Consider the following 21,806-nt stretch of genomic DNA (forward strand, 5'->3'; position numbering starts at 1 on the left):
CTCCGCGCGGGAGCCAGATCAGAGAATCAACACCCGTCCGGTGCCGCAGGTCATGCGGTCTCCGAGACCTCCAGGACCATCCGGATCTCTGTCACCTGGTAGCCGGCGCGGTCGAAGGCGGCGGCCATCGGGACGTTCGTGGTGTCCGTCGTCGCGGTGATGCGCTCGGCGCCCTCGCTCGCGTGGAAGCGGGTGATCTCGCCGAGAATCTCGTCGATCAGTCCTTTGCCGCGCTGCTCAGGTACGACACCGAGATAGCCGACGTTGCGGTTGTACGGGGTGGCCGACGGGACGGCCAGACCGGCGAGCGTGCCGTCAGGCAACTCCGCGAGCCTCCACCAGCTCCGCTCGCCCGGGCAGTCGAGGTAGAACCTGATGTCTTCCTCGGCCAACTGCCTGGCATCCTTTGTACGCAGCTCGTCATGGGTGGCCTGGTCGAGGCTACCAGCCGAGACCCGGACGAATGCCTCCAGAAACTCCTCGTCGCTGCCCTCGCGGAACGTCAGGCGACCGCCGATCTCGGGCAGGCCCGCCGCCGGAGTCCACTCGTAACGCAGGCGCTGGATCTCCCGGCTCAACCCTGAACGCAAGCCCGCATCACGTCGCCAGGCGACCGCCTCAGCCAGCTCCGGTCGGGTGCTCCAGTCGGCCGGAAGGGAGATGTTGTACATCGGACGCGTGCCGAAGGCCGCATGTCCGGCGTCGAGGAGCCCGGTGGCAACCGCGACCGGATCGGCGACCGTGGAGCGCACCTGAAGGCAGTCGAGGGCAATGGGGCGCTCACTGTCGGCGCGCCCCCACCACAGCGCGCGGGCGAGGACCTGTCCGTTCTCGTCCTCGGCAAGCCACACCCACTCCGGGCGGAACTGGTGGGCGTCAAGTTCCTCGCGGATCCGCTCAGCAGTCAGGGCCGCGACGGGACCGTCGGCCGCATATGCGGCGGCACGGTCCAGCGCGGTGGGGTCTGCGGCGGCGGAGAGGATACGCATAAGCGTCATGATCACGACCGGGGGAGCGCCGCGGCAACACGTTTCCCCGCTGCCACACCTGACGAGCAATCGCGCGGTGGCGGGCCATCGGCCACGGGATCCCTTGTTCCGCGCCTTCCGACCGCCACGTGACGTGCTTCACATCCGCTTCCTGTCAGGAAACGACGGGCCATCCGGTTCAGGTGGCAACCCGCTAGACAGGAGCATGGACATGTCGCACCGCATCATCGTCCTCGGAGCCGGATACACCGGGGCTTCCGTCGCCGGCCGCCTCGCCAGGCGGCTGCACCGTGAGGACGTCGCCGTCACCGTCGTCAACGCCGAGACCGACTTCGTCGAGCGCGTCCGCATGCACCAGCTGGCGACCGGTCAGGACCTCAAGCCCCGGCCGCTGCGCGAGATGTTCGCGGGCACCGGCGTGAGGCTGAGGATCGCGAAGGTCACCGGCGTCGACGTCGACCGCAGGACAGTTGCCGTCACCGACGCTGGCGGCGCCGAGGAACTCGCCTACGACACGCTCGTCCACGCCCTCGGCAGCGGCTGGGATCCGCAGGGCGTCCCGGGGACCGCCGAGCACGCCCACGAGATCTCCAGCCGCCCCGGAGCACTCCGGCTACGCGAACGCCTGTCCCGGCTCGACGCCGGGCAGGCCGTGGTCGTCGTCGGCGGCGGCCTCACCGGCCTGGAGGCCGTCACGGAGATCGCCGAGGCGCGCCCGGACCTCGACGTCGCCCTGGCCGCCCGGGGCGGTCTCGGCGACTGGCTCTCCCCCGGGGGCCGCGAACACCTGCGGAAGGTACTCGGCAGGCTGGGCGTCACCGTCCACGAGCACGCCACCGTCACGGGTGTCGCAGCCGACCACGTCACCGTCGCCGACGGCAGGACCGTCCCGGCGGCGGTCACCGTCTGGACCACCGGGTTCGCGGTCCACCCGATCGCGAAGGCGACCGCCCTGGAGGTCACCGGCACCGGCCAGATCGTGGTCGACGCCACCATGCGGTCGGTCTCGCACCCCGACGTGTACGCCGTCGGCGACGCCGCCATGGTGATGGGCCCCGGGGACAAGCCGCTGCGGATGTCGTGCGCCTCGGGAATCCCCACCGCCTGGCAGGCCGCGGACGCGATCGCGGCGCGCCTGACCGGCCGGCAACTCCCGGCCACCAGGATCCGCTACGTCAACCAGTGCATCTCGCTCGGCCGCGGGGACGGCCTGATCCAGTACGTCACCGCCGACGACCGCGCCCTGCGGGCCACCCTGACCGGACGCCTCGCGACCGTCTACAAGGAGTTGGTCTGCCGGGGCGCCGCCTGGGGCGTCGCCCACCCGACGCTCGGCCTGCCCACCCGGCGCCACCGCGTCACGGGCGAGCGGCCGGCGGCGGGCGCGACCCTCGGTGCGCCGGCGTAGCGCACCGTTCGAGCGGCTCTCGACGCACCCACGCCGAGCGGAAGCCGTGCTCGCGCCCGCCGACCCCCTCGACTCGCCCGTCCCGTGCGCGAGGATTGCCGCATGCTTCGTACCCCTCGGGCCCTCCTGCTGGACTTCGGCGGCGTCCTGGCCGACGCGCCGCCCCAACCACCGGCCCCGCCGGGGCTGGTGCGGCGCCTCGCCGCACTCGTCGACGGCGCGGTCCCGGACGAGCAGATCGCCCGGGACCTGGTCGAGGGCGCGCGGGCGTACGCCCTGTGGCGCGACGACGTGGGCAGGACGGGCGATCCCGTCGAGCTGCCGCACGGCCAGGTGTGGGCCGACTTCGTGACCCGCACCTGGCCGCGGGCCGCCCGCGAGGCCGTCGAGCGGGAGGCGACCCCGCTGGCGTACGCCTGGACCTGGCGGGATGGCTGGGCGGTGCGTCCCGGCATCTCCGAGGCGTTGCGCCACGCCGCCGACGCCGGGCTTCCGATGGCGGTCGTCAGCAACACGCTCTGCGGTGCCGCCCACCGCGACTTCCTGGCCGGCGCCGGGCTCTCCGGGCTCTTCGCGGCGGAGTTCTACAGCGACGAGGCCGGGCCCCGCAAGCCCAACCCGCAGCTGGCGCTCCTGGCCGCCGGAGCCGTCGGGGTGCCGGTCGGCGACTGCTGGTTCGTCGGCGACAGCGTGCACCGCGACGTCGTCTGCGCCCGACGCGCCGGCACGGGCGCGGCGATCCTGATGCGGTCGCCCCGCACGGACCGGGAGGCCCCGCTGCGGGGTGTCGAACCGGACGCCCGGATCGAGGACGGCCACGGGCTGCTCGCCCTGCTGCGTCAGGTGGACGACGGGCCGCCCCGGGGTTGACCGGCCGAGGGCTGAGGCCCGGGGCCGACAGCGGTTGCCACCGCGGCCCGGCGACGGAGGGCGGTGCATGCGGCGGGGCTGACCGACGAGGTGCAGGCGTGGGCCGCAGGGCCGGCCTCCCGGAGTTGCGCGACGCGGCCGGCTCGCAGCTCCAGGTGGGTGCCGGTGAACCGGGCACGCATGCGGCGGTCGTGGGTGACGATGACCACCGCGCCGGGGTACTCCGCCAGGGCATCCTCCAGTTCCTCGACCAGGGCCGGGGAGAAGTGGTTCGTCGGCTCGTCGAGCAGCAGCAGGTCGACCGGTTCGCTGACCAGGCGGGCCAGCTCCATCCGACGCCGCTGCCCGTACGACAGCTCGCCCATCCGCAGTCGCAGGTCCGCCGGCCGGAACAGGCCGAGGGAGAGCAGTTCGTCGGCGCGCTCGTCCGGGTCGCCGGCCCGCCCGTGGGCGAACGCCTGCGGCACCGTCAGGTCGGGCGGCCACGGCACTTCCTCCTGCCGCAGGTACCCGATCCGACCGTGCGTGCGTACCGTTCCGTCGTCGGGTTGCAGTTCCCCGGCCAGTACCCGGACGAGGGTGGTCTTGCCCGCCCCGTTGGGTCCGGTGACCAGGATTCGTTGCGCGCCCCCGATCCGCAGTGACGGCACGTGCAGTCGGTCGGCGACGCGGATCCCCGTGAGTTCCGCGGTCGCCTCCGGCGTCTGGCTGCCGGCGCCGGTGATGCTGGCGGCGAAGACCAGCGGGTCGGGGGGTGGCGCGACGGGACTGCCGGTGAGGCGCTCGATGCGCTCCTTGGCGTTGCGGATGCGCCCCATCGCACCGTGGTCGCGGCCACGGGCGCGGAAGGCGCCGTGCCCGAATTTGGCCATCGGCGCCTTGCGCGGAATCGCGTCCAGGCGGACCGCGTTCGCGGCAGCCATTCTCCGGCTGCGGGCCAGCTCGGCGCGCCAGTCCTCGTACTCCTGGATCCGGCGCCGGCGCTCGGCGGCCTTGGCGGCGAGGTATCCGCCGTAGCCGTCACCGAAGCGCGTCACCGCGCCGTCGCCGACTTCCAGGATGGTGGTGGTGACCCGGTCGAGGAACTCCCGGTCGTGGGTCACCGCGAGCACCGTGCCGCGGTGCGCCCGCAGGTGCGCCTCGAGCCAGCTCACAGCCTGGTCGTCCAGGTCGTTGGTCGGCTCGTCGAGCAACAGCAGTTCCGGCTGGGACGCCAGGGTGGCGGCCAGGGCCAGCCGCGACCGTTCCCCGCCGGACAGCGTGCCGAGTGCCCTCGTACGCTCCAGTGCCGGCAGGCCGAGCCCGTGCAACGCGATGTCCACCCGGGTGTCCGCCGCGTATCCCTCACGCGCCTCGTACCGGGAGACCAGCCCGGCGTAGGTCTCCATCGCGGCCACGAGTTCCGTCCCCGCCAGGCTACGCAGTGCGGTCTCGGCGTCGCGCATCCGTGACTCGAGCTCGCGCAGGTCGGCAAGGGCGAGGTCGATCGCGTCCTGGACCGTGGCCTCGGGCGGCAGCGCCAGAGACTGGGCGAGGTAGCCGATGCCGCCGGGCGCGATCACCGTCACCTCCCCGTTGTCGGGCCGGTCCGCCCCGGCGAGGAGCCGCAACAGCGTGGATTTGCCCGCGCCGTTGTCACCGATGATGCCCGCCTTCTCGCCCGGCCTGACGGTGAAGGACACGGCGTCCAGCACCACGCGGTCGTCGTAGCGGCGGGTGACGTTGTGTAGCGCCAGTTGGGCAGTGAGCAAGAAGATATCCCCTGATCTCGGCCGAGCCGATCAGCACGGGCAGGCCCGCGCGGACGAGTTACGGATCTCCGATTGGCGACGGGCCCGATCGGCGGGTGTCACCCGTAGGTGGGCGGATGGCTTGACGAGACGGTCCGTCTCGCCTGTGTTCCATGACGATAGGCAATCACGATCCCCTGGTCAAGACGATACGGTCCGTCTCGTCAAAATGGGTTCGGCGGCGTGCCGATCCGGCCAGGCCGAGCACGGTGAACCACAGGAAGATCCAGGTGAGCCACCCCAGCTGGTCGAGGCCCCCGCTGTCCGCTGTGGTGGCCTCGTCGAAGCTGGCACCGTAGATTCCGAAGAGCACCAACGTGATCGCGCCGGCGGCGATCAGCCACGCGGAGACGGCCCTGTGAGGACGGTGTTCATGGCTGCGGCTGTTCCGCCGAGGCCGAGTTGATCGACTGGGCGACGGGCGAGTAGGGCTCGACGCGCTCACCGACCATCTCCTCCTGCCGGTCCGGTGGGAAGAGTTCGCCACACAGCAGCGCCGCGGCGAATCGGTGAAGGTCGCCGATCGTGGAAACCAATCGACAGATCGTCAGAACAAATCCTCATGCCGACCGTGCATCGACGCCTGACGACGCGAGGGGGGAGCACTGGCTATGCTCCGGCTCATGAGCGAAGCGAGCCGCCGCCCTTCCCCGTCCGCGGTCCCCACCGAGGCCGAGTCGCTGCGATCGGTCCTCGAACGCAACCGGCGCACCTTCGCCTGGAAGACGTTCGGGCTCGACGAGAAGGGCCTGCACGCGACCACGGCGGCCAGCACCATGACCCTCGGCGGCCTGGTCAAGCACATGGCCCTCGTCGAGGCGGACTGGCTCGCGGTCAAGCTCGCCGGCCGCGAGTACGGAGCCCCCTGGGATACCGTCGACTTCGACGCCGACCCGGACTGGGAATGGCGCAGCGGGGCGCTGGACTCCGCGGACGACGTCTACGCCGTGTGGCGAGACGCCGTCGAGCGGTCCCGCGAGCTGGTGGCCGAGGTCATCGCGGAGCGCGGCCTCGACGGGCCGGCCTCCTTCACCTGGCCGGACGGACGCACCCCCTCCGTCCGCGCCATGCTCCTGGACATGATCGAGGAGTACGCGCGGCACACCGGGCACGCCGACCTCCTGCGGGAGGCGGTGGACGGCCGGGTCGGCGAGGGTGCGCCCGCCGACTTCACCTTCTGAGCGCGCCGTGGCGCCGCAAGCACGGGAGCACTGAGTGGCGGGCGCCGGCTGCTACCACCACTGGAAGGGGCCATGCAGCCATTGGGCGATGGCCCAGCCCGGGATGGATGCTACGGCCGCTCCAACCACGGCGAGCATGATGCGCTTGCTGAGCGGCAGGACGCGACGTTCCACATAGACGACGTCTCCTTGAACGAGGAAGAAGCCGGCGCCGCCGACCAGTGTGCCCAATATGATCAGCGGAACGATTCCGTCCGGGCAGGGAGGGCCGTAGCGACCGCCGCAACTGCCGGACTCGAAGAAGATCGAACCCCAGCCCAGCACCGAATGCAGCAGCCCCATTCCGGCCGCGGCGCCTGCGAGTGCGGGCCTCAGATAGTGGACGAGAGTCGCCTGCTTGGGCCGCCGGACGACGTTGGGCATGTGTGCTGACCTCCTGCTCGGCCCGCAACCCCTGCGTGCCGGACATGATGCTAGGAGAGCGAGGCAAATTTCGGCCCGGTCCGGAAATCGTCCTCATGCGTCCCAGGCGGGCGGCGTCACCTGCACCTTCGTGTCTGGCCGCCGCCGGAGATGGGTACGGACCACCGCGCCGCTCTGGGTCCTGATCACGAGCTGCCAGGAGGCGGTCGGCTTGGAGAGCCACCACTTCGGGCTCCAGTGCCCCGTGCCGTCCTCGCTCAGCCCCGAGTCACGATCTCCTATCGGCCGGTGGCGCCGTCGACGAGCTCACGCAGGATGTCGGCGTGGCCGGCGTGCCGAACCGTCTCGCCCGTCATGTGCGCGAGCACCCAGCGAAGCGTACGAGGCGAGTCGAAGACCGGGTGCGCGGTACGGGCGTCGGGGTCGGCGGCTGCGGCGATGTGGGCGTCGCTCTCGGCGATCGCAGCCCGATAGCTGGCGATGACCTCATCCGCGGAACGATCCGGCTCGACCACCATGCTGAAGTCGACGTCGGCGTAGCGCGCGTCACCGGCGAGCGTGTAGCCGAACCAGTACCGTTCGGCGTCCGTCAGGTGCTGCACCAGGCCCAGCAGCGTGGTGTCGGAGACGACCAGGCGGCGCCGCAACTGTTCCTCGCCCAGACCGGCGACCTTCTTGAGCACGCAGGACCGCGCGAAGGACAGGAAGGCGAGGGTGGTGTCGAGCTCGCCGCCGTCGTTGCTCGGCACGGCCTCGCGTTGGGTCTCAAGCATGTTCCCGACCCTAGATAGCGCCCCCGATGCCCTGCGAGCTGGCCATCGCCTGCGACGGCACCCGCCTCGTCCGACGCACCACCGACCAGCCCGTCCGCAACCGGAAAGCCAGTAGACCCCGCAAGGTGGCCGCCGATGCCTAAGACATCCGTAGCGCGCGGGCCACCTTCCGCTGCACCACCCGCAGCAGCTTGATCGTCTCCTCGTCAGAGAGGCCAGTGGTAATCGACCAGTCACAGCCAGAACCCACCACGTCACTCGCGAAGACAATCTCGGTGGAGAGCAAAAGCTTCCGCCACTGCGACCCCGTCAACGGCTCCCTGCGGTCCAATGCCGCTATAAGCCTGCGTCCCTCGCCGTGGTGAAGGTCTGCCTGGTCTTGGAAGCCCATAGCTCGGGCGAGATCATCCGTAGCATGCGCGGGTCCACCCCACTCGGCCAACCCTCGCCTCAGCAGGAACCGCTCGTCCGACGTGAGATCGACCGCTACGACGTCGGAAGCGCTCATCCGCGAGATTGTCACACCCAGCCCCCTACAGAGACTTGCCCCGCACGGGCGCGAAGCAGCCTGGCCCCGCACAGCATGGAACCTGGACCGACCGTCAAGCATGTGCTGGGACGGATCCGTCAAGCGTCAGGTGGACCTGCCGACCGCGGCTACGAGGGGAACAGCCTCCAGTGCCCCTCGGAAACGACCTCGACGGTGCGGTCGGTCACCTTGATGGCCGTCTGGTCGTCGATCGCGTACGCCGGACCGGCGATCTCGGCCGCCCATTTCTCGGCACCAGCCATGGTGTTGTCCGGCTCGAGACCCAGGTGCGGGAAGATCGAGAAGTCGACGACCCCCAGTGTGCGGTCGTCGGGCGCGGACTGCCATTCGACGAAGTCCGCACCGATCCGGGGGGTCAGCACCATGCTCCCAGCACTCAACCCCACCCAGACGGTGTCCCGCAGCGACGGCAGGAGATCCGCCAGCCCGGACTGCCGCATCCAGTGGCACAGGTACGTCGCATCGCCGCCGGCCACGAGCATGACGTCAGCCTCCCGGACCCAGGGTACCCATCGCTCCTCGCCGATGCTGGGCAGCGCTGTCAGCTCGAGGACGCCCAGCGACTTCCAGCCCAGGTCGCACATGGGTAGCGGCGTCTGCCCGGTGATGAAGCGCCAGGCCGAGGCTGGCCCACCCATGACGTGGGCCGCCGTAGGGATGCAGAGGGCACTGGAGTCGGCGATCGGCTTGCCCAGCAGGTCGACCAGCGCATCACGGATGCTCGGGTTCTGGACGCCCGCGGACGTGAGAAGAAGTTTCACGCTTGCCTCCTGTACGTGGCGGTCATGACGCTCTCCCCGGGGTCGGGAGATCGGGTGCATGAAGTACAGACTGGGCACCAGAACGAAACTCATCGCCGTTGCGACCCCGCAGGCCCCGCACGGCCTCTCTCTGGGACCTGTCGCGCATCACCTGGCAGGGTTGCGTCGCACATCAGCTGTTGGGCCCACTCCGGGGTAGGGCCCTGGCCAGCTCCGCCATGCCGTCTCTGCCTTCGGTGATGGCGTCCGCTCCCGCCTCAGTAGGCGCGCACGCTTGCCGGGCTTGTTGGCGAACCCGATCGTGCGAACGTCGGCAGCGCGTCCGCCTTCGATCTCAGAGGTGGACCGCCTACGAGGACGCACCTGGCCGGATTGGCAAGATCAACCGACGGAGGTGCTGGTGCTGGTGGAGCCCAGGGGACTCGAACCCCTAACCCCTGCCTTGCAAAGGCAGTGCTCTGCCAGTTGAGCTAGGGCCCCCGGGGCGGACGATGCCGCCGGTGCTGGCAGTGGCCAGTGCGCTCAGCGCAGGTCGGGCGCGGTGGTCGCCTCGTGCCACAGGGCGCGCTCGTCGTTGGAATCCTTGACCTTCTTGGCGACCACGGCAGCCACCCCGACGATGCTCGCCAGGATCAGAAGCTTCTTGAACATTGGGGCTACCCCTCGCGCTCGACTGCCGTCGGACGATGTGCGGTGGGGCTAGCTGGAATCGAACCAGCGACCTCAGAGTTATCAGCTCTGCGCTCTAACCGACTGAGCTATAGCCCCGCGTAGCGACGAGCAACATTAACCCATCCGCCCTCCCGCCCCCAAATCGGGGGCCACCCGGGCATCCGACGTCGCCGTCGTCCCTGAACCTACCGGAGGCCGCGCCGCGGGCCCAGGCGATTTCGCCGCCCGCACGCCGGCCGCCCGCCCGCCGACAGGCCGGGAAAGCACGAAGGCCGGGGCGCCGCGCATCGGCGGGCCCCGGCCTCCGAGGTGGTCAGTCGCGCTCGGCGAGGGTCAGCTCGATGCCGCCGACCAGGTCGGCGCAGACGTTGTAGACGAACGCCCCGAGCGTGGCCAGCGCCGTGAACAGCACGACGTTGACCAGGCCGATCAGCGCCGAACTGAGGATCACGCCCTTGGCGGTGATCTGGAAGCCGCTGGCGCTCTGGCCGCCGCCCGCGCTGACCAGGTCGGTCAGGCTGTCGTTGACGCTGCTGAACACGCCCATGGCGTCGAGTGCCAGGTAGAGCACCGACGTGGCCACGACCACGACGATGAAGAGCACCACCGAGACGGCGAAGGCGAACTTCATCACGGACCAGGGATCGATCCGCTTGAGGTTCAGCCGGGCCCGGCGCGGTCCGCGCGACGCGGCCGAGCTGACCGACGTACGCGCGGCGCGTACCGCCTCACCCACGCGGGCGGCGCCGACGGCGGCCGCGCCGCCGATGCCCGGCGGCAGGCCGCCCCCGTTGGCGGGCCGGCCGGTGCCGGCCGGCCGGCCACCGTCCGGCTGCGGCTTGGCGGTGCCGGTGACCCGGGGCTGGGTGCCCGTGGTCCCCGTGATCCGCGGCTGGGTGCCGGTGGCGCCGGTCGACTGGCCGGCGCCGACCTTCAGCGGTTGTGTCGTCGTCGGCTTGGCGGCGGTCGCCGTGGCGGCGGCCGGCTTGTCGGCCGCCACCGCCTCGGTCTTGTCCGCCTCGTCCGCGTCCTCGGAGGGCTTGTCCGGCGGCGGTGTCATGCCGGGGGCCCGGGTGAATTTCGGGGCAGGCGCGTCGGCGGGGACCGTCGCCCGGCCCACGGCCGCGCGGCCGGTCGCTGGTGTGCCGCCCTTGGCGGCCTCCTCGTCGACCGGGTTGGCCGAGGTCCCCGTGTTCCCCGACTTCGCCTGTGTCTCCGTCATTCAACTAGTCCTGTTCGTCAGGCTCGTCGGCATTGCGAGCAATCGCCACGATAGTCACGCCGTCCGGAAGGTCCATCAGCTTGACCCCCATTGTGTTCCGATCACGCGTACGGCGTACAGGCTTCACCGGAGTCCGGATGACACCACCGTTGCTGGTGATCGCGAACAGCTCGTCGTCCGGGTCGATCACCACCGCGCCGACCAGACCACCACGTCGCTCCGTGATCTTCGCAGTCAGCACGCCCTTACCTCCCCGGCCCTGGACCGGGTATTCCTCGATCGGGGTACGTTTCGCGTATCCCCCGTTCGTGGCCACCAGGACGTCCTTGCCCTCGCGGACGACCTCCATCGCCAGCAGGACGTCGTCCTCGCTGAAGCGCATGCCGATCACGCCCGACGTGGCCCGGCCCATCGGGCGCAGCGCCTCGTCGCTCGCGTTGAACCGGATCGCCTGCGCGTTCTTCGAGACCAGCAGCAGGTCCTCGTCGGGGGCGACGAGCGCCGCCCCGACCAGCTCGTCCTCGTCGCGCAGGTTGATCGCGATGATGCCGCCCGATCGGGGGGAGTCGAACTCCTCAAGCCGAGTCTTCTTCACCAGGCCGTTCTTCGTGGCGAGTACCAGGTAGGGAGCCACCTGGTAGTGCGGGATCTCGATGATCTGCGCGATCTGCTCGTCGGGCTGGAACGCGAGCAGGTTCGCCACGTGTTGGCCCTTGGCCACCCTACTGGCCTCGGGAAGCTCGTACGCCTTGGCCCGGTACACCCGGCCCTTGTTCGTGAAGAACAGGACCCAGTCGTGGGTCGAGCATACGAAGAAGTGGCTGACGATGTCGTCCTGCCGCAGGCTGGCGCCGCTGACGCCCTTGCCGCCGCGGCGCTGGGAGCGGTAGAGGTCGACCTTGGTCCGCTTCGCGTAGCCGGTGCGGGTGATCGTGACGACCACGTCCTCGCGGGCGATGAGGTCCTCCATGGAGACCTCGCCCTCGAACGGCACGATCTTCGTCCGCCGGTCGTCGCCCCACTTCGCGACGATCTCGCCGAGCTCCTCGGAGACGATCTTCCGCTGCCGCTCGGGCTTGGCGAGGATGTCCTTGAGGTCGGCGATCTCGATCTCCAGCTTGGCCAGGTCGTCGAGGATCCGCTGCCGCTCCAGCGCGGCGAGCCGCCGCAGCTGCATGTCCAGGATCGCGGTCGCCTGGATCTCGTCGATCTCCAGCAGCCGGATCAGGCCCTGTCGGGCGTCGTCGACCGTGGGCGAGCGCCGGATCAGGGCGATCACCTCGTCGAGGGCGTCCAGCGCCTTGGCCAGACCGCGCAGGATGTGCGCCCGCTCCTCGGCCTTGCGCAGCCGGAACGCCGTACGCCGTCGGATGACGTCGATCTGGTGCTCGACGTAGTAGCGGATGAACTGGGCCAGGTTCAGCGTGCGGGGCACGCCGTCGACCAGCGCCAGCATGTTGGCGCCGAAGGTCTCCTGGAGCTGGGTGTGCTTGTAGAGGTTGTTGAGCACCACCTTGGCGACCGCGTCGCGCTTGAGCACGAGCACGATCCGCATGCCGGTGCGCCCGGAGGACTCGTCGCGGATGTCGGCGATGCCGGCGAGCTTGCCCTCCTTGATCAGCTCGGCGATGCGCTCGGCCAGGTTGTCCGGGTTGACCTGGTAGGGCAGCTCGCTGACGACCAGGCAGGGGCGGCCCCGCTTGTCCTCCTCGACCTCCACCACGGCGCGCATCCGGATCGACCCGCGCCCCGTGCGGTACGCGTCCTGGATCGCCTGGGTGCCGACGATCAGGCCGTGGGTCGGGAAGTCGGGCCCCTTGACGATCTCCAGCAGCGCGTCGAGGGTCGCGGCCTCGTCGGCGTCCGGGTGCTCCAGGCACCACTGCACCGCCGCGCCGATCTCGCGCAGGTTGTGCGGCGGGATCTTGGTGGCCATGCCGACCGCGATGCCCTCGGAGCCGTTGACCAGGAGGTTGGGGATCCGCGACGGCAGGATGGTGGGCTCCTTGGCCCGGCCGTCGTAGTTGTCCTGCAGGTCGACGGTGTCCTCGTCGATGTCCCGCAGCATCTCCATCGCCAGCGGGTCGAGCTTGCACTCCGTGTAGCGCATCGCGGCGGCCGGGTCGTTGCCCGGCGAGCCGAAGTTGCCGTTGCCGTCGACCAGCGGGTAGCGCAGCGACCAGGGCTGCGCCATCCGGACCAGCGCGTCATAGATCGCGGAGTCGCCGTGCGGGTGGAACTGGCCCATCACGTCGCCGACGACCCGGGAGCACTTCACGTAGCCGCGGTCCGGCCGGTAGCCGGAGTCGAACATCGCGTAGAGGATCTTGCGGTGGACCGGCTTGAGCCCGTCCCGGACGTCCGGCAGCGCACGCCCGACGATGACGCTCATCGCGTAGTCGAGATAGGAGCGCTGCATCTCCACCTCGAGCCCGACCGGTTCGATGCGGTCGTGCGCGACGACGGCGGCGACGGTCTCGGGGACCTCGGGCTCGCTCGGTGTGGACTCGGGGGTATCGGTCACTGTTAACCCTTATCAGACTCAGAGTCGTTTTCGTGCTGTGGATAACGGCTGTGGAAACCGGCCATACTGTGGATAACTCTGTGGATCGCCAGGCCGGCCGGTGGATGACCGGTCGGCCCGCCGGCCCGTCAGATGTCCAGGAAGCGGACGTCCTTGGCGTTGCGCTGGATGAACGAGCGGCGCGCCTCGACGTCCTCACCCATCAGCACGCTGAACAACTCGTCGGCGGTTGCCGCGTCGTCGAGCGTGACCTGACGCAGCGTACGCGTCGCCGGGTTCATCGTGGTCTCCCACAGCTCGGGGTAGTTCATCTCGCCGAGACCCTTGAACCGCTGGATGTCGTCCGGCTTCGCGTTGGGCTTCTTCTGCTGGCGCAGCGCGATCAGCCCGTCCCGCTCCCGGTCCGAGTACGCGTACTGCGCGTCGTCGCCCTTCTTGTTCCACTTGATCTTGTAGAGCGGCGGGGCGGCCAGGTAGACGTGCCCCAGCTCGACCAGCGGACGCATGAAGCGGAAGAGCAGGGTGAGCAGCAGCGTCTGGATGTGCTGGCCGTCGACGTCGGCGTCGGCCATCAGCACGATCTTGTGGTAGCGCAGCTTCTCGATGTCGAAGTCGTCGTGGATGCCGGTGCCGAGCGCCGTGATCAGCGCCTGGACCTCCGCGTTCTTGAGCACCCGGTCGATCCGGGCCTTCTCCACGTTGAGGATCTTGCCGCGGATCGGCAGGATCGCCTGGACGCGGGGATCGCGGCCCTGCTTGGCCGAGCCGCCGGCCGAGTCGCCCTCGACGATGAAGACCTCCGACTCGCGCGGGTCGGTGGACTGACAGTCGGCCAACTTGCCGGGCATCGAGCCGGACTCCAGCAACGACTTGCGGCGGGCCAGCTTGCGGGCCTGCTGGGCGGCGATCCGGGCGCGGGCGGCCTGGGACGCCTTCTGGATGATGATCTTCGCCTCGGCCGGGTTGCGGTCGAACCAGTCCACCAGCCACTCGTTGCAGACCCGCTGCACGAAGCTCTTGACCGGGGTGTTGCCCAGCTTGGTCTTGGTCTGGCCCTCGAACTGCGGGTTGGCCAGCTTGACCGAGATGATCGCGGCCAGGCCCTCCCGGATGTCCTCACCGGAGAGCTTCTCGTCGCCCTTGAGCAGCTTCTTCTCGGTGCCGTACCGGTTGACGACGCTGGTCAGCGCGGCCCGGAAGCCCTCCTCGTGGGTGCCGCCCTCGTGGGTGTTGATCGTGTTGGCGAAGGTGTAGACCGACTCGCCGTACGACTCGTTCCACTGCATGGCGATCTCGACCGACATGCCCTCCTCCTCGGAGCCGAACTCGACCACCGTCTTGTGGATCGGGTTCTTCGAGGCGTTGAGGTGCCGGACGAAGTCGGCGATGCCGCCCTTGTAGCAGAAGGTGACCTCGCGCGGCTTGCCCTCCTCCTCTTCCGGGACCCGCTCGTCGAGCAGGTGGATGGTGACGCCCCGGTTGAGGAAGGCCATCTCCTGGAGCCGCCGGTAGATGGTCTGGAAGTCGAAGTCGACCGTCTCGAAGACGTCCGGGTCGGGCCAGAAGGAGACCGCCGAGCCCGTCCTGTCGGTCGGCTCGCCCTTCTCCAGCGGGGTCGGCTTGGAGTTCTGGTACTGCTGGCGCCAGACGAAGCCGTCCTTGTGGATCACCACGGCCATCCGGGTGGAGAGGGCGTTCACCACGGAGACGCCCACGCCGTGCAGACCACCGGAGACGGCGTACGCCTTGCCGTCGAACTTGCCGCCCGCGTGCAGCACGGTCAGCGCCACCTCGACACCCGGCTTCTTCAGCTTGGGGTGCAGGTCGACCGGGAAGCCTCGGCCGTTGTCGGTGACCCGGACCCCGCCGTCGGCGAGCAGCACCACGTCGATCGTGTCGCAGTGGCCGGCCAGCGCCTCGTCCACCGCGTTGTCGACGACCTCCCACACCAGGTGGTGCAGACCGCGCTCACCGGTCGACCCGATGTACATACCGGGGCGCTTCCGGACCGCCTCCAGCCCTTCGAGGACGGTGATCGACCCGGCGCCGTACTCCTGCTTGTCCTGCGCTGCCACCCTCGGCCACTTTCTCGCACCGTCCGCGCCTGGTGGCGCGTCGGGCGCGGGTTCGGCGGACAGGACGCGACGTCGACGCGCGGACCGGCACCGGGGACAATCCGGGGTACGGGTCGAACGCGCCGGTCGCCGCGGTTGCCCGCGGATCGCGATCGGCTCGACCCGACGTGGACAATGATCGCGGGCCCCGCACCGGGCCCGTGTCTCGTCGCTCCGCACCGGGTCTTCGTCTCGGGGTCAATCTTACTGTGCGGCAGCGACAGAACCACCACTCGGCACCCCTGCGAGGCGTCTCAGACCGACGTAGCCGGCCGAACCACGCCGCCCGCAACTCCCCCTACACGCCAGGGCCCGATCGGGGGCGCGACCGGCCGACGATGGGTGCCGGCGGTCGGGCCGGAGTGCGCCCGTTCCGCCGCGCCGACGGCCCGGCCTTGATCTTTTCCGGCCGGAACCGGACGATCGACCCGATCGAACCGACACGCGCTCGTGAAGAGGTGACACCAGATGGGGCTGGACAACGTCGCGGTGCAGTGGCCGCGGACCGGCCGCTTCTACGACCCGGTCGCGCCGGCCGAGTTCGTCGACTTCGGCGACATCGTCGACATGCCGCGCATCTCCGCGCCGACGGCGGCGCTCGCCGAGCTGATCGCCAAGACCGGCACCGTCCGGGCGACCGCGTACACCGAACTGGTGGACCTGCTGCTCGGGCTCGAAGGTGTGCTCTACGCCACGGACGCCGCCGCCGAGGACGAGGACCCGGTGATCGACCCGGACGGGTGCGCGTGGATCGCCGGCGGCATCGAGCGGTTCGTGGCCGGCCACCGCCCGCACGGCGAGGCCGTGACGTTCGACTCGGTCAGCCAGGTGCTGCGGTCGCTGCTCGCCGACGGACGGCTGGCCGAGCAGCAGCTGCGCTGGCTCGACAGCCGGCTGGACGCGCTGCGCGACGAGAGCGGTGCGCCGCCGCAGTGGAGCTTCACCTGCGCCGAACTGAGCGTGCTGGCCGCCTTCTACCGGCGCTGCGCCGACCGCGGCTTCGCCGTCTACGCCGACGCCTGACCCGGCCCGTCAACGCCTGACCCGGCACGCCGACGCCTCACCCGGCACGCCGACGCCTGACCCGGCACGCCGGCCGGGCCGCGCTCGACCGCCTAGCTGCGCGACTCGGCCGGGCCGCGCTCGTCGACCCGGCCCGGCACGTCGGCCGCGCCGCGCCCGTCGTCCCCGCCGGCTGCCGGCTCGGCCGCCGGGCCGCGCTCGGCGGCCGGGCCCCGCTCGGCGGCCGAGGCCGTTGGGCCCCGCTCGACGGCCGGGGCCGCTGGGCCGCGCTCGACGGCCGGGGCGGCCGGGACGGCTGGGGCGGCGGCGTCGGCGCGGTTGGCCGCCGCGATGACCCGGGTGAGCACGGTGTGCAGGTGCCGCAGTTCCTCGATGGGCATGCCGAGCCGCTCGACGATCGCGGGCGGGATCTGCTCGGCGCGCGCCCGGAGGGCCTGGCCCGCCGCGGTCAGCGTCACCGCCAGGCTCCGTTCGTCGGCGGGGTCCCGCTCCCGGCGGACGTAGCCGTTCGCCTCCAGGCGCTTGAGCAGGGGCGACAGCGTGCCCGGGTCGAGCTGCAGCAGGCGGCTCAGCTCACGCCCGGACAGGGGGGCGTGCTGCCAGAGCGCGAGCATCACCAGGTATTGCGGGTGGGTCAGCCCCATCGGCTCCAGCAGCGGCCGGTAGACGCCGACGACCCCGCGCGCGGCGACGGAGAGCGCGAAGCACACCTGCTGCTCCAGGGCCAGGGGATCCCCCTCGAACTGGTCGGACACGGCGGCTCCCTCCTCTCGTCGTTGCGATGGTAACAATCATTGGTGTACTAATGCTTTGTACGCCAACGAAAGAGGTCGGGCGATGGGCGAGGAGAAGCCGACACCGAGGGCCCCCGGCGAGGGCGGCCGCTTCATGTCCTGGGCCTTCCGCCACCTGGCGGGCCCGCCCGAGGTGCAGGGCGCGGTGCAGGGCGGCTCGAACCGCGCCCGGGAGGCGTGGAAGCAGGACCTGGAGCGGCGCAAGCAGTGGAGCCGCGAGCAGCGGGAACGCAAGCGCGCCGAGCGGGAGGCCCGGCGCGGCGGCAGCTGACCGTCAGCCGTAGGTGTCGCGGGGGCCGCGGCCGCGTACCCGGCGGGGCCCTTTCGACCAGGACGGCGCGGCGGGGCCGTGGATGTGCAGCTTGCGCACCACGTTGTGGCCGACCTCGCTGGCGATCTGCTTCAGCAGCGAGCTGGCCAGCAGCCGCAGCTGGGTGGCCCAGGCGGTCGACCGTGCCTCCACGGTCAACTCGCCGTCCTCCAGCTTCACCGGCCTGCTGTGCTGGGCCACCTCCGGGCCCACCACCCGCTCCCAGGCGCCGAACACCGTCGCCTCAGCCGCCGGCTGCTGCCAGCCCCGCGCCTTCACCAACCGGTTGAGCACCGCGCCGAGGGGCTGCGGGTCGCGCGGGTCGGGCCCCGGGCCGGAGTAGCCGCGCAGCCGCCGCGGCGAGTCGCCGTCGCCGCCCGGGCCCCCGCCGGGGGTACGCCGACGCGTGCGCGCCGCCGCCTCCCGGCGTGCCCGGGCCGCGTCGAGCACCGCCCGGGCCAGCTCCGGCCCGCTGGCCCCGCCCGTCGCCTCGCCGCCGCCCGGGGCGCCGGAACCAGCCGCCGCCGCGCCACCCCTTCCGCCCGGTGCACCAGGACCGGCCGTCGCGCCGTCGCCGGCCGGTCCGCCGCGTCTCGGGCCCAGGCGGGCGGGTGGCAGCTCATCCGACACGCCGCACCGTCCCCTCGCCCACGGCGTACCGGACGCCGCGCAGGGACGCCGGCACGTCGTCGTCGACCGCGCAGGTCACCAGCAGCTGGCTCGCCCCGCCGACCAGCTCCGCCAGACGCTCCCGCCGTCCGGCGTCCAGCTCGGCGAAGACGTCGTCCAGCACCAGCACCGGCTCGATGCCGTCGGAACGGAGCAGGTCGTACCCGGCCAGCCGCAGCGCGAGCGCGTAGGACCAGGACTCCCCGTGGCTGGCGTACCCCTTGGCGGGCAGCGGGCCCAGCGTCAGCGCCAGCTCGTCGCGGTGCGGGCCGACCAGCGTGGTGCCCCGCTCGACCTCGGCGGAGCGGGACTCGGCGAGCGCGGCGGTCAGCGCCGCCGCGAGCGTCTCCCGGTCGGTGGTCGGCTCCGCCAGCTCCACCGAGGGCCGGTACGCGATCCCGGCCGCCCCCTGGCCCGCCGCCACCGCGTCGTACGCCTTGCCGACGTGCGGGGCCAGCGCGGCGACCAGCTCCAGCCGGCCGGCGAGCAGCTCCGCCCCGTGCCGGGCCAGGTGGGTGTCCCAGACCGCCAGGGTCGACAGGTCCCCGCCCCGCGACCCGCCCGTCTTGCGGGCCAGGTAGGCCGTGCGCAGCAGGGCGTTGCGCTGCTTGACCACCCGCTCGTAGTCGGCGCGCACGCCGGCGTAGCGGGGCTGGCGGCTGACCAGCAGGTCGTCGAGGTAGCGGCGGCGCTCCGCCGGATCGCCCCGGACGAGCTCCAGGTCCTCCGGGGCGAACAGCACCAGGCGCAGCGCGCCGAGCACGTCCCGCGCCCGCCGGGCCGGTGATCGACCGAGCCGGGCCCGGTTGGCCTTGCCCGGAACGATCTCCAGCTCGACCAGCAGCTCGCGTCCCTCGTGCACCACGGCGCAGCGGATCACCGCCGAGGCGGCGCCCATCCGGACGAGGGGGGCGTCCGTGGCGACCCGGTGCGAATCCAGGGTCGCCACGTAGCCCAGCGCCTCGACCAGGTTGGTCTTGCCGACGCCGTTGGCGCCGATCAGGACGTTCGCCCCCGGCTCCAGGTCCACGCCGACCCGCTCGTACGAGCGGAAGTCGACCAGTTCGAGCCGGCGGACGTACACAGGTGCGTGGTTCCGGTCAGCGCTTGCGGACGGCGTGCCCGCCGAACTGCTGGCGCAGCGCGGCGACGGCCTTCATGGCGGGCGAGTCGTCCTGGCGGGAGGCGAACCGGGCGAAGAGCGAGGCGGTGATGACGTTCAGCGGCACGGCCAGCCGGACCGCCTCGTCGACCGTCCAGCGGCCCTCGCCGGTGTCCTCCGTGTAGCCGCTCAGCTCGGCCAGCTCCGGGTCCTCGTCGAGGGCCCGGTCGAGCAGGTCGAGCAGCCACGAGCGGACCACGGTGCCCTCGCGCCAGGACTTGAAGACCCCCGGCACGTTGGTGACCAGCTCCGACTTCGCCAGCAGCTCGTAGCCCTCGGCGTAGGCGTGCATCAGGCCGTACTCGATGCCGTTGTGCACCATCTTGGCGTAGTGCCCGGCGCCGACCGGCCCGGCGTGCACGAAGCCGAACTCGCCCTCCGGCTTCAGCGACTCGAAGATCGGCATGAGCCGGTCGACGTGCTCCCGGGCGCCGCCGACCATCAGCGCGTAGCCGTTCTGGCGGCCCCAGACGCCGCCGGAGACGCCGACGTCGAGGTAGCCGATGCCCTGCTCGTTGAGCCGCTCGGCGCGCGGGGCGTCGTCGCTGAACCGCGAGTTGCCACCGTCGATGACGATGTCGCCCTCGCCGAGGACGCCGGCCAGTTCGTCGATGGTCGCGTCGGTGACGCCGGCGGGAACCATGACCCAGACCGCGCGCGGCGACTCCAGCTTCTCCGCCAGTTCCGCCAGGCTCGCGACGTCGCTCAGCTCCGCGTTGTGGTCGAAGCCGACCACCTCGTGCCCGGCGGCGCGCAACCGCTCGCGCATGTTGCCGCCCATCCGGCCGAGCCCTACCAGGCCGAGCTGCATGTGTTCCTACCTCCGTGCGTCGGGGTCTTCGTCGGGCGCGATCAGCGGGAGACGCGGATCGGCATGATGAGGTAGCGGTACCCGGGGATGACCTCGCCATCCTCGCCGGCGGGCGAAATCACCGCGGGCTTGAAGGCGTCGACGAACGACAGCACGGCGAACTGGGCCCCCAGGTTGGCGAGGCCGTCGATCAGGTACTGCGGGTTGAAGCCGATGGTCAGCGGGTCGCCGGTGAAGGTGGCCTCCATCGCCTCGCTGGCCCGCGCCTCCTCGGTGCCGCCCGCCTCGACGACCAGGCCGTCGGCGCTGAAGCTGAGCAGCACCGGGGTGGTCCGCTCGGCGACCAGCGCGACCCGCTTGACGACCTCGATCAGCGTGCTGACGGGCACCCGGGCCTCGGCGTTGTGGCTGGCCGGGAAGAGCGAGCGCACCGGCGGGTAGTTCGCGCCGTCGAGCAGCCGGCTGGTGGTGCGCCGGGTGCCTCCGGCGAAGCCGATCATCCCCTCGCCGGCCGCGCCCTGCGAGAGCGCCATGGTGACGTGGCCGCCGAGCGGGCCGAGGGCCTTGGCGGTGTCGTTCAGGGTCCGGGCGGGCACGAGGGCGTTGAGGCTCACCTCGGGGTCGTCCGGGTTCCACTCCATCTCGCGCAGCGCCAGCCGGTAGCGGTCGGTGGCGAGCATGGCCAGCGTGTTGCCGGAGAGCTCGATGCGTACGCCGGTCATCATCGGCAGCGTCTCGTCGCGGCCGGCGGCGACGGCGACCTGGGCGACCGCGGCGGCGAAGGCGGCCGCGTCGACGGTGCCGGTGCTCTCGGGCATCTCCGGCAGGGACGGGTAGTCCTCGACCGGCATGGTGGGCAGGGTGAACCGGGCACTGCCGCAGACCAGTTCGAGGTGCGCCCCGACGGCGGCGATGTCCACCGGCTTGGCGGGCAGCGCCTTGGTGATCTCGGCAAGCAGCCGGCCGGAGACCAGGGCCGCGCCGTCCGCGTCGCCCTGCACCTCGACGGTCACCTGGCTGGAGACCTCGTAGTCGAAGCCGGAGACCTGCAGGTTGCCGTCGGTGACGCGCAGCATCACGCCGGCGAGCACCGGTACGGACGGCCGGTTGGGCAGGCTCTTCGCGGTCCAGGCCACGGCCTCGGCGAGCGCGTCACGCTCCACTCGGAACTTCATCAATGCCTCCGCGTCGACGTCAGCGACAACTCTCTCATGCCGACCGCTGCCTACCGACCCGCCTGTCCGTGCGGGTACCCATCGCACCTTAGGGCGCGAGGGCATCGGCTGTGCGCCCGACCCCGTGGACTCCCGGTGCTGCCGGAGCCCGCCCACGGCGGATCCGGCCGATCCACAGGAAGTCCAACGGTGGTGATTGGTTTTTGTTGTCTTAGAAGAGATGACTCGTCATCTTCATCGCACCTGTGCAAACTGTGGAGAACCGACGTCTGCGCAGGTCAGACACGTTATCCACCGGTGGTTTGGCTGTGGAGAACCAGGGGTACAACCCGTGTCGCGATCCACAGGCACCCGCCGCCCCCAGGTTTTCCACCGTTGTCCACCGGTTGTCCACCGGTAATCCCCAGACTTTCTCCCCAGTCCTGTGGACGAACGGAACCGCTCCGACGGGCGTCATCCCCAGAACCTTCAACAGCTCGCCCACAGGCCGACCGTCGTCGGTGGACAACGGTCGGGTTGTCCCCAGGCTTCCACAGCCTCGTCCCCAGGGTTTGTCCACAACCTGTGGGTAACCAGGGCGTGGAC

Annotated in this window: 20 protein-coding genes, 2 tRNA genes and 2 pseudogenes; 5 read left to right on the forward strand and 19 right to left on the reverse strand. The window is 71.1% G+C overall.

Translation table 11 applies throughout. The annotated features are described in order from the left end of the window. Nucleotides 1–50: 50 nt before the first annotated feature. A complete protein-coding gene (locus GA0070606_RS16065; RefSeq protein WP_091107800.1) occupies nucleotides 51–989 on the reverse strand; it encodes a GNAT family N-acetyltransferase in 939 nt (312 codons plus the stop codon). A 211-nt stretch (nucleotides 990–1,200) separates the two neighbouring features. On the opposite strand from GA0070606_RS16065, the gene GA0070606_RS16070 reads away from it, so the two are divergent. After that, a complete protein-coding gene (locus GA0070606_RS16070) occupies nucleotides 1,201–2,397 on the forward strand; it encodes an NAD(P)/FAD-dependent oxidoreductase (protein WP_091100424.1) in 1,197 nt (398 codons plus the stop codon). Between the two features lie 102 nt (nucleotides 2,398–2,499). Beyond that, on the forward strand, nucleotides 2,500–3,267 hold the full coding sequence (locus GA0070606_RS16075) for an HAD family hydrolase (protein ID WP_091100428.1): 768 nt from the start codon (nucleotides 2,500–2,502) through the stop codon (nucleotides 3,265–3,267). A gap of 125 nt (nucleotides 3,268–3,392) precedes the next feature. Here GA0070606_RS16075 and GA0070606_RS16080 read toward each other — a convergent pair. The 3 genes and pseudogenes from GA0070606_RS16080 to GA0070606_RS32545 all read right to left on the reverse strand — a co-directional run. After that, nucleotides 3,393–5,018 (reverse strand): annotated as a pseudogene (locus GA0070606_RS16080) (TlrC/CarA/OleB/SrmB family ABC-F type ribosomal protection protein); the annotation flags it as partial. 166 nt (nucleotides 5,019–5,184) lie between these two features. Continuing rightward, nucleotides 5,185–5,370 (reverse strand): hypothetical protein, encoded by a 186-nt coding sequence (locus GA0070606_RS16085; RefSeq protein WP_091100435.1) that lies wholly within the window; start codon nucleotides 5,368–5,370, stop codon nucleotides 5,185–5,187. 58 nt (nucleotides 5,371–5,428) lie between these two features. Continuing rightward, nucleotides 5,429–5,593, reverse strand: coding sequence for a hypothetical protein (locus GA0070606_RS32545; RefSeq protein WP_176737335.1), 165 nt, complete (start codon nucleotides 5,591–5,593; stop codon nucleotides 5,429–5,431). An 87-nt stretch (nucleotides 5,594–5,680) separates the two neighbouring features. Here GA0070606_RS32545 and GA0070606_RS16090 point away from each other — a divergent pair, with 87 nt between their 5' ends. Then, entirely contained in the window at nucleotides 5,681–6,238 is a 558-nt protein-coding gene (locus GA0070606_RS16090) for a DinB family protein (protein WP_245724705.1), read from the forward strand. Between the two features lie 51 nt (nucleotides 6,239–6,289). On the opposite strand, the gene GA0070606_RS16095 is transcribed toward GA0070606_RS16090, so the two are convergent. From GA0070606_RS16095 to gyrB, 10 genes are all read right to left on the reverse strand, one after another. Further along, nucleotides 6,290–6,661 carry a hypothetical protein gene (locus GA0070606_RS16095; protein WP_091100442.1) on the reverse strand — a complete coding sequence of 124 codons (372 nt, stop codon included), beginning with the start codon at nucleotides 6,659–6,661 and terminating at the stop codon, nucleotides 6,290–6,292. Between the two features lie 278 nt (nucleotides 6,662–6,939). Continuing rightward, nucleotides 6,940–7,434 carry a DinB family protein gene (locus GA0070606_RS16100; RefSeq protein WP_091100445.1) on the reverse strand — a complete coding sequence of 165 codons (495 nt, stop codon included), beginning with the start codon at nucleotides 7,432–7,434 and terminating at the stop codon, nucleotides 6,940–6,942. A 139-nt stretch (nucleotides 7,435–7,573) separates the two neighbouring features. Continuing rightward, nucleotides 7,574–7,942, reverse strand: a complete 369-nt coding sequence (locus GA0070606_RS16105; protein WP_091100448.1) for a hypothetical protein — start codon at nucleotides 7,940–7,942, stop codon at nucleotides 7,574–7,576. A gap of 149 nt (nucleotides 7,943–8,091) precedes the next feature. Then, a complete protein-coding gene (locus tag GA0070606_RS16110) occupies nucleotides 8,092–8,745 on the reverse strand; it encodes a Type 1 glutamine amidotransferase-like domain-containing protein (RefSeq protein WP_091100451.1) in 654 nt (217 codons plus the stop codon). A 404-nt stretch (nucleotides 8,746–9,149) separates the two neighbouring features. Continuing rightward, a tRNA-Ala gene (locus GA0070606_RS16115) sits at nucleotides 9,150–9,225 on the reverse strand. A 42-nt stretch (nucleotides 9,226–9,267) separates the two neighbouring features. Beyond that, nucleotides 9,268–9,396, reverse strand: coding sequence for a DLW-39 family protein (locus GA0070606_RS32920; RefSeq protein ID WP_218106023.1), 129 nt, complete (start codon nucleotides 9,394–9,396; stop codon nucleotides 9,268–9,270). 43 nt (nucleotides 9,397–9,439) lie between these two features. Next, nucleotides 9,440–9,513, reverse strand: a tRNA-Ile gene (locus GA0070606_RS16120). Nucleotides 9,514–9,730: 217 nt separating this feature from the next. Continuing rightward, nucleotides 9,731–10,639 (reverse strand): DUF3566 domain-containing protein, encoded by a 909-nt coding sequence (locus tag GA0070606_RS16125; RefSeq protein WP_091100455.1) that lies wholly within the window; start codon nucleotides 10,637–10,639, stop codon nucleotides 9,731–9,733. A gap of 4 nt (nucleotides 10,640–10,643) precedes the next feature. Continuing rightward, entirely contained in the window at nucleotides 10,644–13,163 is a 2,520-nt protein-coding gene (gyrA, locus tag GA0070606_RS16130; RefSeq protein ID WP_091100457.1) for a DNA gyrase subunit A, read from the reverse strand. A 128-nt stretch (nucleotides 13,164–13,291) separates the two neighbouring features. Beyond that, a complete protein-coding gene (gene gyrB, locus GA0070606_RS16135; protein WP_091100461.1) occupies nucleotides 13,292–15,238 on the reverse strand; it encodes a DNA topoisomerase (ATP-hydrolyzing) subunit B in 1,947 nt (648 codons plus the stop codon). 507 nt (nucleotides 15,239–15,745) lie between these two features. Here gyrB and GA0070606_RS16145 point away from each other — a divergent pair. After that, complete coding sequence (locus tag GA0070606_RS16145; protein WP_091100468.1) at nucleotides 15,746–16,300, forward strand: hypothetical protein; 555 nt, start codon at nucleotides 15,746–15,748, stop codon at nucleotides 16,298–16,300. Between the two features lie 317 nt (nucleotides 16,301–16,617). Here the strand turns inward: GA0070606_RS16145 and GA0070606_RS16150 are convergent. Continuing rightward, a pseudogene (locus tag GA0070606_RS16150) lies at nucleotides 16,618–17,055 on the reverse strand (MarR family winged helix-turn-helix transcriptional regulator); the annotation flags it as partial. 82 nt (nucleotides 17,056–17,137) lie between these two features. On the opposite strand from GA0070606_RS16150, the gene GA0070606_RS16155 reads away from it, so the two are divergent. Then, a complete protein-coding gene (locus GA0070606_RS16155) occupies nucleotides 17,138–17,365 on the forward strand; it encodes a hypothetical protein (protein WP_091100473.1) in 228 nt (75 codons plus the stop codon). Between the two features lie 3 nt (nucleotides 17,366–17,368). On the opposite strand, the gene GA0070606_RS16160 is transcribed toward GA0070606_RS16155, so the two are convergent. The 4 genes from GA0070606_RS16160 to dnaN are packed head-to-tail and all read right to left on the reverse strand — an operon-like array spanning nucleotide 17,369 to nucleotide 21,221. Beyond that, nucleotides 17,369–18,007, reverse strand: coding sequence for a DciA family protein (locus GA0070606_RS16160; protein WP_091107802.1), 639 nt, complete (start codon nucleotides 18,005–18,007; stop codon nucleotides 17,369–17,371). Between the two features lie 16 nt (nucleotides 18,008–18,023). After that, nucleotides 18,024–19,157 carry a DNA replication/repair protein RecF gene (gene recF / locus GA0070606_RS16165; RefSeq protein WP_091100476.1) on the reverse strand — a complete coding sequence of 378 codons (1,134 nt, stop codon included), beginning with the start codon at nucleotides 19,155–19,157 and terminating at the stop codon, nucleotides 18,024–18,026. A 16-nt stretch (nucleotides 19,158–19,173) separates the two neighbouring features. Then, nucleotides 19,174–20,046: a phosphogluconate dehydrogenase (NAD(+)-dependent, decarboxylating) gene (gene gnd, locus GA0070606_RS16170; RefSeq protein ID WP_091100480.1), complete on the reverse strand. Its 873-nt coding sequence runs from the start codon at nucleotides 20,044–20,046 to the stop codon at nucleotides 19,174–19,176. Nucleotides 20,047–20,087: 41 nt separating this feature from the next. Then, complete coding sequence (dnaN, locus tag GA0070606_RS16175) at nucleotides 20,088–21,221, reverse strand: DNA polymerase III subunit beta (RefSeq protein WP_091100483.1); 1,134 nt, start codon at nucleotides 21,219–21,221, stop codon at nucleotides 20,088–20,090. Between the last annotated feature and the right edge of the window lie 585 nt (nucleotides 21,222–21,806).

The organism is Micromonospora citrea (assembly GCF_900090315.1).
Lineage (GTDB): Bacteria > Actinomycetota > Actinomycetes > Mycobacteriales > Micromonosporaceae > Micromonospora > Micromonospora citrea.

What these genes read in the sequence shown, in the direction of transcription:
- gnd (WP_091100480.1), bottom strand. Translation starts at nt 20,046, where the DNA reads ATGCAGCTCGGCCTGGTAGGGCTCGGCCGGATGGGCGGCAACATGCGC.
- GA0070606_RS16090 (WP_245724705.1), top strand. Translation starts at nt 5,681, where the DNA reads ATGAGCGAAGCGAGCCGCCGCCCTTCCCCGTCCGCGGTCCCCACCGAG.
- GA0070606_RS16095 (WP_091100442.1), bottom strand. Translation starts at nt 6,661, where the DNA reads ATGCCCAACGTCGTCCGGCGGCCCAAGCAGGCGACTCTCGTCCACTAT.
- GA0070606_RS16155 (WP_091100473.1), top strand. Translation starts at nt 17,138, where the DNA reads ATGGGCGAGGAGAAGCCGACACCGAGGGCCCCCGGCGAGGGCGGCCGC.
- GA0070606_RS16065 (WP_091107800.1), bottom strand. Translation starts at nt 989, where the DNA reads ATGCGTATCCTCTCCGCCGCCGCAGACCCCACCGCGCTGGACCGTGCC.
- dnaN (WP_091100483.1), bottom strand. Translation starts at nt 21,221, where the DNA reads ATGAAGTTCCGAGTGGAGCGTGACGCGCTCGCCGAGGCCGTGGCCTGG.
- GA0070606_RS16075 (WP_091100428.1), top strand. Translation starts at nt 2,500, where the DNA reads ATGCTTCGTACCCCTCGGGCCCTCCTGCTGGACTTCGGCGGCGTCCTG.
- GA0070606_RS16100 (WP_091100445.1), bottom strand. Translation starts at nt 7,434, where the DNA reads ATGCTTGAGACCCAACGCGAGGCCGTGCCGAGCAACGACGGCGGCGAG.
- GA0070606_RS16105 (WP_091100448.1), bottom strand. Translation starts at nt 7,942, where the DNA reads ATGAGCGCTTCCGACGTCGTAGCGGTCGATCTCACGTCGGACGAGCGG.
- GA0070606_RS16145 (WP_091100468.1), top strand. Translation starts at nt 15,746, where the DNA reads ATGGGGCTGGACAACGTCGCGGTGCAGTGGCCGCGGACCGGCCGCTTC.
- GA0070606_RS16070 (WP_091100424.1), top strand. Translation starts at nt 1,201, where the DNA reads ATGTCGCACCGCATCATCGTCCTCGGAGCCGGATACACCGGGGCTTCC.
- GA0070606_RS16125 (WP_091100455.1), bottom strand. Translation starts at nt 10,639, where the DNA reads ATGACGGAGACACAGGCGAAGTCGGGGAACACGGGGACCTCGGCCAAC.
- GA0070606_RS32920 (WP_218106023.1), bottom strand. Translation starts at nt 9,396, where the DNA reads ATGTTCAAGAAGCTTCTGATCCTGGCGAGCATCGTCGGGGTGGCTGCC.